13 protein-coding genes are annotated in these 14,589 nt (G+C 64.8%); 12 read left to right on the top strand and 1 reads right to left on the bottom strand.

Annotation, left to right across the window (positions count from 1 at the left end; genetic code table 11):
* The 6 genes from B1790_RS13450 to B1790_RS13425 all read left to right on the top strand — a co-directional run bounded on the left by B1790_RS13450 (position 1) and on the right by B1790_RS13425 (position 5,606).
* Entirely contained in the window at positions 1–1,305 is a 1,305-nt protein-coding gene (locus B1790_RS13450) for a virulence factor Mce family protein (protein WP_079923763.1), read from the top strand.
* A 44-nt stretch (positions 1,306–1,349) separates the two neighbouring features.
* Positions 1,350–2,459, top strand: a complete 1,110-nt coding sequence (locus B1790_RS13445; RefSeq protein ID WP_079923764.1) for a virulence factor Mce family protein — start codon at positions 1,350–1,352, stop codon at positions 2,457–2,459.
* Positions 2,460–2,462: 3 nt separating this feature from the next.
* The gene (locus B1790_RS13440) at positions 2,463–3,902 is read left to right on the top strand and encodes an MCE family protein (protein WP_079923676.1); all 1,440 of its coding nucleotides are present in this window, start codon (positions 2,463–2,465) and stop codon (positions 3,900–3,902) included.
* A complete protein-coding gene (locus B1790_RS13435; protein WP_142271290.1) occupies positions 3,869–4,495 on the top strand; it encodes a mammalian cell entry protein in 627 nt (208 codons plus the stop codon). The genes B1790_RS13440 and B1790_RS13435 overlap by 34 nt, the downstream gene beginning before the upstream one ends.
* 107 nt (positions 4,496–4,602) lie before the next feature.
* Entirely contained in the window at positions 4,603–5,067 is a 465-nt protein-coding gene (locus tag B1790_RS13430) for a hypothetical protein (RefSeq protein ID WP_079923761.1), read from the top strand.
* A 32-nt stretch (positions 5,068–5,099) separates the two neighbouring features.
* Entirely contained in the window at positions 5,100–5,606 is a 507-nt protein-coding gene (locus tag B1790_RS13425) for a CAP domain-containing protein (RefSeq protein WP_142271289.1), read from the top strand.
* 18 nt (positions 5,607–5,624) lie between these two features.
* Here B1790_RS13425 and B1790_RS13420 read toward each other — a convergent pair whose 3' ends face one another.
* Positions 5,625–7,283: a long-chain fatty acid--CoA ligase gene (locus B1790_RS13420; RefSeq protein WP_079923759.1), complete on the bottom strand. Its 1,659-nt coding sequence runs from the start codon at positions 7,281–7,283 to the stop codon at positions 5,625–5,627.
* Positions 7,284–7,714: 431 nt separating this feature from the next.
* Here B1790_RS13420 and B1790_RS13415 point away from each other — a divergent pair, with 431 nt between their 5' ends.
* The 6 genes from B1790_RS13415 to B1790_RS13390 all read left to right on the top strand — a co-directional run bounded on the left by B1790_RS13415 (position 7,715) and on the right by B1790_RS13390 (position 14,516).
* Positions 7,715–8,728 (top strand): PDR/VanB family oxidoreductase, encoded by a 1,014-nt coding sequence (locus B1790_RS13415; protein WP_142271288.1) that lies wholly within the window; start codon positions 7,715–7,717, stop codon positions 8,726–8,728.
* An 83-nt stretch (positions 8,729–8,811) separates the two neighbouring features.
* Positions 8,812–10,104 carry a cytochrome P450 gene (locus tag B1790_RS13410; RefSeq protein WP_079923675.1) on the top strand — a complete coding sequence of 431 codons (1,293 nt, stop codon included), beginning with the start codon at positions 8,812–8,814 and terminating at the stop codon, positions 10,102–10,104.
* A 71-nt stretch (positions 10,105–10,175) separates the two neighbouring features.
* Positions 10,176–10,574 carry an SCP2 sterol-binding domain-containing protein gene (locus B1790_RS13405; protein ID WP_079923674.1) on the top strand — a complete coding sequence of 133 codons (399 nt, stop codon included), beginning with the start codon at positions 10,176–10,178 and terminating at the stop codon, positions 10,572–10,574.
* 35 nt (positions 10,575–10,609) lie between these two features.
* Positions 10,610–11,755 carry an NAD(P)-dependent alcohol dehydrogenase gene (locus tag B1790_RS13400; RefSeq protein ID WP_233165106.1) on the top strand — a complete coding sequence of 382 codons (1,146 nt, stop codon included), beginning with the start codon at positions 10,610–10,612 and terminating at the stop codon, positions 11,753–11,755.
* A gap of 85 nt (positions 11,756–11,840) precedes the next feature.
* A complete protein-coding gene (locus B1790_RS13395) occupies positions 11,841–13,130 on the top strand; it encodes a CdaR family transcriptional regulator (RefSeq protein WP_079923673.1) in 1,290 nt (429 codons plus the stop codon).
* Between the two features lie 78 nt (positions 13,131–13,208).
* On the top strand, positions 13,209–14,516 hold the full coding sequence (locus tag B1790_RS13390; protein WP_079923672.1) for a LuxR C-terminal-related transcriptional regulator: 1,308 nt from the start codon (positions 13,209–13,211) through the stop codon (positions 14,514–14,516).
* Positions 14,517–14,589: the final 73 nt, after the last annotated feature.

Raw genomic sequence — 14,589 nt, 5'->3', positions numbered from 1 at the left:
ATGATCGCGAATCCGCGCGGTGCACTCGCAGTGACGCTGGTGGCAGTCCTCGTCGCTGCGGTGTTCGCCGTCGTGAAGATCGCCGACCACGTCGGAAAGACCTTGGTGGTGGGGTACTTCGACAACAGCACCGGGCTCTTTGCCGGTGACGACGTTCGAATCCGAGGAGTCTCGGTCGGCAAGGTCGAGAAGATCGAGCCCGAACCGCAACGTAGCAAGATCACGTTCTGGTTCGACTCCAAGTACAAGGTCCCGGCGAACGTGAACGCCGTGATCCTGTCACCGCAGCTCGTCACCGGACGCGCCATTCAGCTCACACCGCCCTATACCGACGGTGCCATCATCGCGTCCGGCGCGGTGATTCCGCAGAATCGAACGGCGGTGCCCGTGGAGTGGGACGACGTGCGCGCCCAGCTGGAGCGGTTGACTGACATGTTGCAGCCGACTGCGCCAGGGGGAGTCAGCACGCTCGGGTCCCTGATCAACACCGCCGCTGACAATCTCCGCGGCCAAGGGGCCAACATCCGTGACACCGTCATCAAGCTGTCGCAGACCGTTTCCGCTCTTGGCGACCACAGCGAGGACATCTTCGGCACGGTCAAGAATCTGTCGACGCTCGTCACGGCGCTTCGCGACAGCGGTGACTTGCTTGGACGATTGAACGTCAACCTCGCCGAGGTGTCGGGATTGCTTGCCGACGATCCGAACGAGGTCGGCCGAGCCGTCCAAGACCTCAACGATGTCGTTGGCGACGTCACGACCTTCGTGGCGGAGAATCGCGAACCGATCGGCACGGCCGCAGACAAGCTGTCGTCCATCTCGGTTGCGTTGAACGACAGCCTGGGTGACGTCGAGCAGACGTTGCACAGCCTCCCGACCGTCATGGCGAACTTCAACAACATCTACGAGCCGGCCAACGGATCGCTCACCGGTGAATTGATGATCAACAACTTCGCGAACCCGATTTCGTTTCTGTGCGGTGCGATCCAGGCGGCGTCCCGGCTCGGTGCGGAGCAGTCCTCGAAGCTGTGCGCCCAATACCTGGCACCGATCATCAAGAACCGGCAGATGAACTTCCTTCCGCTTGGCGAGAACCTGCTCGTCGGTGCGCAGGCAAGACCCAACGAGGTCACCTACAGCGAGGATTCGATGAGGCCCGACTTCGTTCCGCCCCTGCCGCAAGCAGATTCGCCCCCGCCGGCTGGACCCCCGTTGGCTGCCGAAGCTCCCGGGCCGGCCACCGTGTCGACCGATCCCGCGGCCGGCTTGCCGGGGATGATGGCGCCGCCCGGAGGAGGGTCGTGAGTCTTTCGTGGAACCGCCGCGCTGCGGTGTGTGTGGTGACCGTGATGGTGGCCGGGTTGTTGGCGAGTTGCAGCTGGCAGGGGATCAACTCGCTGCCGGTGCCCGGCACCGAGGGTAGAGGAGAGGCGTCGTACCTGGTGCAGGCGCAGATGCCCGACGTCAGCAATATTCAGCCCAATTCGCGAGTACGCGTCGCCGACGTGACGGTCGGTCACGTGTCCAAGATCGAGCTGCAGAACGGCCACGCGCTGGTGTCGATGCGCCTCAACGAGGACGTGAACCTGCCGGCCAACGCCACGGCGAAGATCGGTATGACGACGATATTCGGTTCCCTGCACATCGAATTGGCGCCACCGACGGATGAACCGCCGCAGGGCAGGCTGCACGAGGGCTCGGTGATCCCCCTGGATCGGGCCGGGGCCTACCCGACGCCCGAGCAGACGCTGGCGGCGTTGTCGATGGTCCTCAACGGCGGCGGCATCGGCCAAGCCGGGGACATCACCGAAGCGTTGAGCACGGCGATGCGCGGTCGCGAGTCGGATGTACGCAGCTTGATCGAACAGTCCGACAAATTCGCCGCGACCCTCAACGACCAGAGCGGCGACATCATCGCAGCAACCGACAGTCTCAACAATCTCGTCGCGAAGTTTGCCGAACAACAGCCCGTTCTCGACCGCGCCGTCGAGACGATTCCCAATGCGCTGGCGGTGCTGAACGATCAGCGCTCCAATCTCGTCGAGGCGGCCGACCAGTTGGGCAAGTTCAGCGCACTGACCACCGACACGGTGAACCAGAGCAAGGAAAATCTGGTCAAGGAGCTGAAACACTTGGGACCGGTGCTCGAAGCTCTGGGCAACGCGGGGCCTAGCCTGACGAAATCCCTTGGCCTGCTTCCGACGTACCCGTTCCCCAGTGCGGACATCGACAAGTGGCAGCGCGGCGACTATGCCAACCTGACGGCGGTGATCGACCTGACGCTGAGTCGGATCGACGCCGGGCTCTTCACCGGCACCCGCTGGGAATGTGACCTGACCTGGTTGGAGTTGCAGTGGGGCCGCACGATTGGCCAGTTCCCCAGCCCCTGCATGGCCGGCGGACCGGGCAACGTCAGCAATCCGCTCACCGCGCCGTACCGCATGGATCAGGGGCGCTGACACATGCACCTGAATCGACTGTCGCGAATCCAACTCGCGGTCTTCACCGTGGTGGCACTCGTCGCGCTCGGCCTCATGACGGTCCACTACATGAAGCTCCCGGCAAAGCTATTCGGCATCGGGCGCTACACCGTCGCCATGCAGCTTCCCGTCACTGGCGGACTGTACGAAAGCGGCAACGTCACCTACCGAGGTACGGAGGTCGGGCGCGTCGAGTCCGTTCATCTGAGTGACTCGGGCGTCGTCGCCGACCTCTCGCTCACATCGAATGTCGCCATCCCGAGCGACCTCGAGGCGCAGGTGCACAGTCAGTCCGCGATAGGCGAGCAGTACGTGGAATTGTTGCCGCGCAACGACTCCGCTCCGCCGCTGAAGGACGGAGACGTGATCCCGCTCAAAGACACGTCGGTGCCGCGGGACGTCAACGGAGTGCTCGACGCGGTCAAGGCAGGCTTGCGGGCAGTACCGCGGGACAATCTGAAGACCGTGGTCGACGAGTCCTACACGGCGGTGGGCGGACTCGGCCCGGAGCTCTCCAAGATCGTCAACGGCGTCACGGATCTCTCAACCGATGCCCGGAAGAACTTGGACCCCATGCTTGCGCTGGTCGACAACGCCAAGCCGGTGCTCGACACACAGACCGATACCTCGGACGCCATTGCCGGGTGGGCGTCCCACGTCGCCACGGTGACGCGCGAGTTGCAGCAGCACGACGGCGACGTGGCTGGAGTGATCAAGCGGGGCGGTCCGGCGTTGGACGAAGCGCGTCAGCTCGTTCAACGCGTTCAGCCGACTCTGCCGATCCTGCTCGCCAACCTGGCAAGCGTCGGCAAGGTAGGTCTTGCGTATCACGACAGCATTCAGCAGATTCTAGTGCTGCTACCGCAATTGGTGTCGATCGAACAGGGATCGCTGGCCGCGAACGTCAACACCAAACAGGACTACAAGGGCGCGTATCTGAGCTTCAACCTGAATCTGAATTTGCCGCCGCCGTGCACGACGGGCTATCTGCCGGCGCAACAGAGGCGAAGCGCCTCGCTGCAGGACTACCCGGATCGAGCGCCGGGTGACCTGTACTGCCGGGTGCCACAGGATTCCCCGTTCAACGTCCGCGGCGCACGCAACACCCCCTGTGAAACCGTGCCCGGCAAGCGCGCGGCGACGGTCAAGGAGTGCGAAGGCGATCAGCCCTACGTCCCGATCAACGACGGGTTCAACTGGAAGGGCGACCCGAACGCGACCGTCAACGGGCAGGACGTCCCTCAGTTGCCGCCGGGCTCAGCGCCTCCCGCGGGTCCGCCGCCGACGGCGGTCGCGTACTACGACCCCGCCACCGGTTCCTACGTCGGACCCGATGGTCGCCAATACACCCAATCCGAGCTAGCTCAGACCGCAACGGAGGACAAGACATGGCAAACGATGCTGCTCCCTCCGACACCTTGACGCTGCCCGAAGCGGTCGAAGGCGTCGGCGACACCGACTGTGAAGTCGTCGATCAAGACATCGACGGCGACGTCCCACCCGACCCGCCCGAGCGGCGACCCAGGGCGTGGCACTCGGCGCTTCGACGTCCGGCCACCTTGGGGGTGGCCATCGTCGTCGTGTTGTCTACGCTTCTGGGCTGGTTGGGATTTCAATACCACCAGGCGAGTCACGCGCAGGCCGAGCGCGGACGCTTTCTGCAGACGGCGCGTCAAGCTGCCCTCAACCTCACTACGATCGACTGGGAGCACGCCGAGGACGACGTTCGCCGCATCACCGAAGGCGCTACGGGAGAGTTCTACGACGAGTTCGCCCAGCGATCGGACGCGTTCGTGGGGGTCGTCAAGCAAGCCAAGTCCGTGTCGGTCGGTACCGTGACGGAGGCCGGCTTGGAGTCGCAGTCAGATGGCGAAGCCCAAGCACTGGTTGCCGTTTCGGTCAAGACGTCGAACACCACGGGGAACGAACAGGTCCCGCGTGCGTGGCGGATGCGAATCTCGGTTCAACGAACCGGCGATCAGATGAAGGTCTCACGAGTGGAGTTCGTGCCATGAAACTACTGAAGTCCGCGTCGCAGGTCGAGGAGTCCGACGACACCGTGCTCGGCACAAGTCAGGCCAGCCCACCCGTCCCTCGCCGCCGGCTCGGCTGGAGGTCGGCCATGTCCTACGTCGTATTGCCCTCTCTAGCAATGGTGTTGGCCATCGGTTCCGGCTACCTCAAGTGGCAGACCGCAACGATCGACGGGGCGCAGGTGTCGGGCGCCGAGGCAGTTCGAGCGGCGACCGAAGGCACCATCGCGCTGCTGTCGTACCGCCCCGAGACCGTCAAGCAGGATCTCGACGCCGCTCGGGGGCGCTTGACCGGTCAGTTCCTCGAGTCGTATGCGTCGTTGACGAACGACGTGGTAATTCCCGGAGCCCAGCAGAAGAAGATCACCGCCACGGCGACGGTGCCGGCCGCGGCGTCGGTGTCCGCATCTGAGACTCATGCTGAGGTGTTGCTCTTCGTCAACCAGACGACCACCGTCGGTAACGATACTCCCTCGAACACGGCCTCCAGTGTGCGCATCGGGCTCGACAAGGTCGACAACCGCTGGCTCATATCGGAATTCGATCCGGTGTGATTGACCGCAATCCGTGGAGAGGACCCATCCCGATGCGTCTCCAGAGAGCGGCACTGTCGTCGATCAGTGCGTGCACCATGCTGGTGCTCGTTGCCTCGCCGGCCCACGCCGACAACGACGACAACACTTTGGTGCCCAACAACAAGCGGCTGAACCACGGCGTCGTGGCGAACGTGTACACCGTTCAGCATCAGGCGGGGTGTACCAATGACGTGAGGATCGACCCGCGGTTGCAACAGGCAGCCCGATGGCATGCGAACGACGTGTTGACCGACCGAACCCTGGACGGTGACGTCGGTTCAGATGGTTCCACCCCCCAGTCGCGAGCCGACGCCGCCGGGTACCGCGGCCAGGTGGCTCAGACCGTGGCGGTCAATCCCGCCCTGGCGATCAACGGCGTCGACGTGATCAACCAGTGGTATCACGATCCCGTCGACTTCGCCGTGATGGCGAACTGTGCGTATTCCGAGATGGGAGTGTGGTCGGTCAACAGCCTCGACCGCAGTGTCCTGGTAGCGGTATACGGTCAACCACAATAGCTTTGGGCGACGGCTTGGCTAGTTGGACGTGGTCCCTGTAGTCGTCCGAACCGGGTGACGTTGAGCCAACTCGCCCGTCGCGAGCATCGAGCGCAGCTGCTTCTTGTCGAACTTGCCGACGCTGGTCTTCGGCACCTCGGCGAGGTAGGCGTATTCGTCGGGCAGCTGCCACTTGGCGAACCGGGTCTCGATGTGCGCGTTGAGGACTTCCGGTGTTGCGAGATGGGCGTCGTCGACGACGACACAGGGGAGGGGGCGTTCAGTCCAGCGATCGTCGGGTTTGGCGATGACGGCGGCCTCGACGACCATCGGGTGAGACATCAACGCGTTCTCCATCTCTATGGACGAGACCCATTCGCCACCGGACTTGATCACGTCCTTCATTCGATCGGTGATCTGGATGTAGCCAAGGGCGTCGATCGTCGCGACGTCGCCGGTACGGAGCCAACCGTCGTGAAAGTTGTCGACGCTGGCCTTCTCGTCGAGGTAGTAACCCGAGGCGATCCACGGGCCTGCTAGTTCGAGTTCGCCGGATTCATCTCCGTCCCAAGGTAGTTCGTCCCCGTTGAGGTCGACGATCCGGGCTTCCACCAGGGGTGCGATGCGGCCGGTCTTCGAGCGGTACCGCCAATAGTCGTCTCCGGTCGCCTCGGTGGGTGCCTCGGCGATGGCGACGAGCGGGCTCGTTTCCGTCATGCCGAAGCCCTGAACGAGGGGCGCACCGAACGTGTCCTCGAATCGTTGCATGAGTGACAGCGGGACCGCTGCGCCGCCGCAGACCGCCCGGCGCAACGACCCCAGGTCATCGGGGCTCGATGACGCCGTGCGAAGAACGTCGGCCCAGATGGTCGGTACGGCCGCGGCGAAGGTAACCCCTTCGGACTTGATGAGGCGCACCAACGGGTCCGCTTGCAGAAAGCGGCTCGGCAGTATCAATGACGCGCCGAGCATGCCGCAGGTGTACGGGAGGCCCCAGGCGTTCGCGTGAAACATCGGCACCGCCGGTAGTACCCGGTCCGTGGAGCGGACGTCGAGTGTGTCGGTGAGGCACTCGGCCATCACGTGAAGAACGGTCGAACGGTGACCGTACAGCACGCCTTTCGGATTTCCCGTGGTGCCACTGGTGTAGCAGAGGCTGGCGGCGGCGGTGCCGTCGACGTCGGGGTAGTCGTAGCCGTCGGATTGCTCGGCGATGACGTCCTCATAGCGGCGAGCACCGGGCAACCGGGACGCGCCGTCTTCTCCTCCGATGACGATGAAGTGTTCGACGCACCCGATGGTGGGCAGTATCCGCTGGATTTGCGGGAGCAGGGACTCGTCGACGATGAGGACGCGGTCCTTGGCGTGGTTGACGACGTACGCCAGTTGGTCGTCCGACAGGCGAATGTTCAAGGTGTGCAGGACCGCTCCCATGCACGGCACCGCGAGATAGGCCTCCAGGTGTTCCTGGGTGTTCCACGCGAGAGTGGCCACGCGGTCACCGACGCGAACACCCAGGGCGTGCAGGGCTGCGGCCAGCTTGTCGGCCCGTCGGACGACGTCACCAAACGTGCTCCGAACGACTAAACCGTCGGCGTCGAGCAACGTCACCACTTCGGCGTATGAGTTCATCCCGCGCATGCGTCGCATGACGTGGTGAAGTGTGATGTCGAAGTCGTCTTGGACTAACGATTGCACGATTGTTCCCCTGGTTCCGCGCACAGGTGGCTCACTGCCGTCCGCCGACGAAGGAGTTGAACTCGTTGCGCACCAGTCGATGCGCAGCGTTCCGACCCAGGGTAGTGAGCCGATGTGGTGTCCGACGATCTCCCATTTGCAGGAGTACGGTCCGCCGACCGAGTTGCCGAGCCGTCAGAGTGCTGTGTACAACGGGTCTTCGGGGTGGACATGCCCGTGAGGCGCTGTGGCCATTTTCTGCCTCGCGGCCGTGGATGTGGAGCGCTGCCGGTCGATCGCGACCATGGTGCAGAAAACCGTCGTAGCGCGCTCGGCGGCTGGGCGTCGGCAGCGCGGACAGTCTCCAATCGCTTCCGGAACCCTCGTTCGAGGTATGGCGGTCCACCGTCTGGCGGCTGGTGGGGACGGCGCCAGATCAGCAAGCTCGACCCATGCGGGTTGGTACTGATGACGGCGGTGACGGAGTCCGAGTGCGCCACGTCCCGCTGACCGAGGAACAGACGATCGAACTGGCGGTGGTGGGCCGCGAAGAGCTGGCTGACGACGTCGTCGGCCTGGTGTTCGAGGACAGTGCGGGCGGAGAACTCCCGCGCTGGGCTCCCGGCGCACACGTCGACTTGCTGTTGACCGAGACCTTGGTGCGGCAGTACTCGCTGTGCTCAAGCCCCACGGATCGGCGGCGCTGGAAGGTCGGAGTGCTGCTCGAACCGGATGGCCGTGGCGGCTCGAAACACGTGCATCACACCTTGCGTGAAGGCGCCATGCTGCGAGTCCGCGGTCCGCGCAACCACTTTGCGCTACGACCCGCCAGCCGCTACCAATTCATCGCGGGCGGAATCGGCATTACGCCGATCATGCCGATGATCGAAGTGGCCGAGGCCGACGGCGCTGACTGGAGCCTCCTGTACGGAGGTCGGCGTCGCACCTCGATGGCCTTCGTCGACGAGCTCTCCCAGTACGGGGACAAGGTGACCGTGTGGCCGCAGGACGAGTTCGGCATGCTCGACCTGGCCAGCGTGCTAGACACCCCGCGCGAGGACACATTGATCTACTGCTGCGGACCCGAGGCCTTGCTCCACGCCGTCGAGAACGCCTGCGTCGCTTGGCCGAATGGTGCACTGCACGTCGAGCGATTCGCTGCGAACCCGGCGGCACGGAGACCGCCGCAGGATTCAGTCGACGACTTCGCGGTCGTCTGCCAGCGGTCGGGCGTCACGATTGAAATCGGCCCTGACGACACCATCCTCGACGCCTTGCGTGCGCGGGGGATCAGCATGCTGGCCTCGTGCATGGAGGGGATCTGCGGCACCTGCGAAACCCCTGTGCTCGAAGGGATCCCAGAGCACCGAGACTCCGTTCTCAGCGACGACGAGAAGGCCGAGAACGACTGTCTCATGGTGTGTGTCTCGCGGTCGAAGACACCCCGGCTGGTGCTTGATCTGTGACGGAGACCGCACCCCCAACGAGGTATGCAGTTGCCCCGTCTGCCGGATCGTCACCGGGTCGGCCGAGTGACAACCTTCATGACATGAGCAGCACTGCAGAGCATTCCCCGATTGTCAGCGACCCCGAACTCGACTTGTCGGCCCGATCGTTTTGGGCGCAGGACTTCGAGACGCGGGACAAGGCGTTCGGACGCCTGCGGGCAGAGAATCCGGTCTCCTATCACCGGCCGTACGAGTCCACCCTGCTGCCGCCGGAAGAGGACACTCCAGGATTCTGGTCGGTCACCAAACATGCTGACCTCCGCTACGTTTCGCGCAATCCGAAGCTGTTCTGCTCGGGCAAGGGCGTCCTGATGGAGGACATGCCCGAGATCGTCATCACCGCGACCGCGTCGTTCCTCGTCATGGACGGTGAGGATCATCGGAAGATGCGCGGCATCGTCGAGCAGGCGTTCACCCCCCGCAACGTCCGCAAGCTGACCGAGTGGATCGCCCAGCACGCGAGACAGCGGATGGACGAGATCGTCGACCGCGGCGAGGGCAACTTCTCGGAGGACTACGCCAAGTACGTGCCGGGGCGAATCTTCGCGCACTTCTTCGGCCTTGACCGCGACAGCGACGAACAGCACATCGTGATGGAAGCTGCCGAGCGGATGCTGGCGTGGGACGACCCACGCATGGCATTGGGCCGAGATGCGCTGACGACGCACGCGGAGGAGTCCGAACGGATCCAGGAGATAGCGCTGGCGCAAGCCGAGAAACGCCTCAAGGACCCCCAGGACGACCTCATCAGCTGGGTCGTCAACGCAGAGTTCGAAGGCCAAAGACTCGACGAGTGGGAAATCGGCGCATTCTTCTCGCTTCTGGGTTCGGCAGCCAACGACACCACTCGGCACTCCATCGCGCACGCGGTGCGCTTGTTCTCCGAGAACCCCGATCAGCGGGCCCTGCTGCTCGAGGACCTTCCTGGCCGAGTCGGTACCGCGACCGAGGAGATCGTGCGCCACGCAAGCCCGGTGATGCACTTCCGTCGCACCGCCACCGAGGACGTCGTGGTTGGTGACGCCGAGATCAAGGCCGGTGAGCACCTGGTGATGTGGTACTGCTCCGGCAACCGGGACGAAGACGTGTTCGTCGACCCGGCGAGGTTCGACATCTTGCGAAGCCCGAACGACCACTTGGGCTTTGGCGCCGGCGGTCCGCACTTCTGCCTCGGCAACGCCTTGGGTCGGCAGATGTTGCGGTCGGTACTCACCGAGATCTACACGCGCATCCCTGACATCACCATGACCGGCGAGCCGGATTACCAGATCAACAACTTCATCCACGGCGTGCACGCACTTCCCGTGCGCTGGACCCCGCCTTCGTCTCGCTAGACGACGATCACGAATACCTCTGCGGCGCTGGATGTGTCGCTACCTCCAGGACAAGGACATAGGAGAACGCAATGAGCTACTACGCAAACGCCGAAGAGATCTACAAGTATCTTGGAGGTGTCTTCCGGGCCGCCAACGGGACCGAGGTCGGGCCGAAGCTCAAAGCGGCCGACATCGACCTGCAGGTCTACTACACCGACCCCGACGCCGCGATGACGGTGCGGCTGCGGGAGCCGACGATCGAGGTCACCGACGGCGGCGACGACGCCGAGGCCGACGTCAAGCTGTACATGACCGCCGACATCGGCAACAAGTTCTGGCGTGGTGAGTACAACCTCGGCGTCGGACTGGCGAAGGGACAGGTGAAGGCCAAGGGCCCGGTCAACAAGATCCTCAAGCTGGTGCCGTTGACCAAGCCGCTGTTCCCGGTGTACCGCGACCTCGTGGCCGAGAAGGACGCCGCCGTCTAAGACGGCGCGACGACGAGGAGACGGCCTTGACCGACATCGCATCCGGCAGCCCAGCTGCAACCTCGGCGGACCGGTCCCAGCGAGGGGCCCGTGCGGCGATACTCCGCGCGGAGGGTGAGCCGCTGTCGCTGGAGGACGTGCACCTGGCCGAGCTCGCGGACGACGAGGTGCTGGTTCGCATCGCCGGGGTCGGGGTCTGTCACACCGACATCTCGGCGGCCAACGGGATGGTGCCGCTTCCCCTGCCTGCGGTCCTCGGCCACGAGGGTGCCGGTGTGGTCGAGGCGGTCGGCGCGACGGTCACCAACGTGGTCTCGGGTGATCACGTGGTGATCAGCTACGCGTATTGCGGCGAATGCGACACGTGTACGAACAAGACACCCGCCTACTGCGAACTGTTCGCACCGCTGAACTACTTCGGCGAACGACTCGACGGCACCGTGACGCTTCGGGCCGGAGACGAGGAGGTACACGGCAACTGGTTCGGGCAGTCCTCCTTCGCCAGCTTGGCGATCGCCAGCGCTCGCAACGTCGTCAAGGTACCCAAGGATCTGCCGTTGCATCTGCTGGGGCCGCTCGGCTGCGGTCTGCAGACCGGCGCCGGTGCGGTGATGAACGTGCTGTGTCCCGACGAAGGCGACAGTTTGGCCGTCTTCGGTTTGGGCGCTGTCGGTCTGGCCGCCGTCATGGCGGGCAAGGCGCTCGGATGTAGCAGTGTCATCGCCGTCGACGTCAACCCGGCGCGGTTGGAACTCGCCGCCACGCTGGGCGCCACTCACCTGTTCAACCCGGCCGAGACGAAGGATCTCGTGTGGGACATCGTGACAGCCGTTCCCAACGGGGTGAACTGCTCGCTGGACGCGGTTGGGTCGAACATCGTCATCCGCCAGGCGCTGGAGATTCTGCGATCGCCGGGACACTGCGCAACGGTCGGGTTTCACGGTCTGCAACACGACATCACCATCGACCAGGGCCATCTGCTGCTCGGCCGGCGGTTGTCCGGTGTCATCGAGGGAGACGCCGATCCGCAGACCTTCGTTCCGCTACTCGTCGACCTATACCGAGCTGGCAAGTTCCCGTTCGACCGGCTGATCTCCACCTTCCCGTTCGAGGGCATCAACGAGGCGATCGCCGCGTCGACGGGTGGCGACGTCGTCAAGCCCGTCGTCGTCTTCGATTGATCCAGCAACCACCTCAATCCCGCCGAGCGGTCGCAGCGAGGTGCTACGGTCAGCCCTCTCGGGACACCCGACGAGGAGGCTGCCGGTGGCACAGGACGGTGTGCTGGTGACGCCTGAGGACGCCGCCGCAGTTGCCGAGTCGGTGAACGTGTCAGAACTCGCCGAACGCATCGGTCTGCGCGCGGTCGAGGTCATCGCCGAGCTCCACGATTCGAACGACAAAGACCTCGTCCAGCTGACCGTCGAGGCCGCACTGAGCAACGTCGACGCCGTCCTCCGCGGCTTCGCCGCGTCGAGATCGCCAGCTTCGGCGCGACCACCCGGACAGACGCTCGGTTGGGTGTCGACGTTGGCCCAACGCGGAATCAGCGTCGCCGCGATTCCCCGGTGCTACGTCGTCGGACTCGGAATCTGTGACGCCGCGCTGCGCGAGGCGGTCAACCGGCTCGACGCCTCGGAGGAGGCCAAACGGCACTTGTCGAATGCCGCGTCGCAGTACCTGTTCGAGTACTGCGAGAAGATCTCGGGCGACCTGGTAGACCACTACGAACGCGAGCGCGAACTGTGGGTTCGCAGTGCGGATTCGGTGCGTGCCGAGTTGGTGACGGCGATCGTCTCCGGCCGGCCTGCCGACCCACGCGTTACCAGCGCCGCGTTGGGGTACAACCTCGACCGTTCGCACGTGGCCATGGTGGTGTGGAGTGACCCGCAAAGTCCCGACCGACCGCCCCTGCAGGCGCTCAAGCGAGCCGCCGCCGACATCGCCCATCATCTCAAGGGAATCGAACTGCTCGTCGTACCCACCGGCGCATCGATGGTGTGGGCCTGGACCAGCGGCCCCAGTGTCACCGCGTGGCCCCCCGAAGGATTGAGCGTCGACGCTCCGCTGATGGCCGCCATTGGCGCGCTGGCGCCCGGCCTTGACGGCTTCGTGCAATCCCACAAGCAGGCTCGCGACGGGAGACGGATGAGCGGCGTGTACTCCCGCCCCGGCGGCACCGTGACCGTTCATCGAGACGTCGCATTGGATGCGCTTCTTACCCAGGACCTGGCCGCGGCGGGCGTCTTCGTCGCGGACGAGCTGGGGGAGCTGAGCCTCGACAACGAGCGCAGCCGCAGGTTGCGCACGACGCTGAGCACGTTCTTCGCCGAAGGCCAGAGCTGGGGCCGCACCGCCGAGAGGTTGGGGGTCCATCAGAACACCGTCATGTACCGCGTTCAGCAGGCGAAGGACCTACTTGGACGGTCGCTCACGGAGCGTCGCCTCGAGCTGGAGGTGGCCCTGCGGTTGGCCGAGGCCGATGCGAAACTGAGCCCCGGCGGCCTGGCCAGCTCCGGCATACCCGACTTCCGATCGGAACGTGGCGAACTGTGACCAGCTTCCAGTAACCGCGAGCAAATTTGGAAGCCGCTTCCATTCTCATGTGCCGCGAGTCTCCATAGCGTCGTCGTTGTGACTACCGCCACCGTCGACATCGCCGTCGCCGCGGATGACCGTTGGCCTGCCGCCACCGAAGGTCTTCGCGCCGTCCCGCCCATTCGCGCGATCCGCGTTCCCGACGACGAGGACTGGGCGCAGGTTGGCGCTTCGCTGCGCGACGTTGCGTTGCGCGACCGGGTCCGCGCCGTCCTGGCGGAGTACGCGGAGTTGGTCGGTGTCGGTGGCGGCGACACGACCGGGGTCGACTGCGATTTCACCAGCATTCACGCCGCGCTGTCGTCGGCCTATGACAGCCTCGGCGCTCTCGCGGAGGCGTGCGCCGTCACGGCCATGGGGTCGGCCGCCGTCCGCCACCTGACGTTGATGTCCGAGATCGGTCAGCTGCAGGTCCAGGTCGCCCAAGCACAAACCAAGCAGAAGCAGGACCGCTTCGCCGCGGTGCGAAATGCCCTGTCCCGTCTTCACGGCGTCGACTCGACCGAGCAGATGCTCGAACGCGCGTCGGCGGAGTTGTGTCGGTGTGGCTTCGACAGAGCCATCATCTCGCGAGTCGAGGAGTCGACGTGGTGGGTCGAGGGTGTCCACGTCACAGCAGATGTGGAGTGGGCCGACGAGATCGCCCGGGTGGGGCGCGATCACCCGATGCAGATCGACCATCTGCTCGTCGAAAGCGAGATCATGCGTCGGCGCGCCCCGGTATTGGTTCGTGACGTGCAGCAAGACCCGCGCATCAATTCGGCCATCGGACAGGCCTCGTTGTCTCGGTCCTATGTTGCCGCCCCGATCATGCCCGACGGACGCATCATCGGAATGCTGCACGCGGATTGTTACAACAGCCGCCGTCACGTCGACGACGAAGACCTCGCCGTCCTGTGGATGTTCGCCGAGGGCTTCGGTTACGCGTACCAGCGGACCATGCTCAGCGAGCGACTTCGGTTGGCGCGCGACGAGATTCAGCACATGGCGCGTGGCATAGCCACCGCCGCCGACGACTTGTGCACACCGGAGACGATGCTCGGGAGTCCGCGGCCGCAGTCCAATGCGACGTCGCCGCCGCCGGTCGCCGCGTCGCTGGCCGCCAACACGTCCGTAGAGACACTGTTGTCGCGCCGTGAAGTCGAGGTCGTCTCGCTCATGGCACAGGGTATGAGCAACGGCGCGATCGCCACGCACCTCGTCATCTCCGAGGGCACCGTCAAGACCCACGTGAAGCACATCCTGCGAAAGCTGAAGGCCTCCAATCGCGCCGAGGCGGTGTTCCGCTACATGCGGATGGCGTCGGTGCACGGCACACCGGCGGCGGGCAGCGCGGTTCGTTGATCGCGGGTGGCTGGTTGCTACTTCACGTGGGGACCTCCCGTTCGCCGTAACCGCGTCCCCCAGGTGAGCACTT

Source organism: Mycobacterium sp. AT1 (assembly GCF_002043095.1).
Classification (GTDB): domain Bacteria; phylum Actinomycetota; class Actinomycetes; order Mycobacteriales; family Mycobacteriaceae; genus Mycobacterium.
The sequence above is the reverse complement of the archived record's forward strand: the minus strand, read 5'-3'. Positions and strand labels throughout refer to the sequence as shown.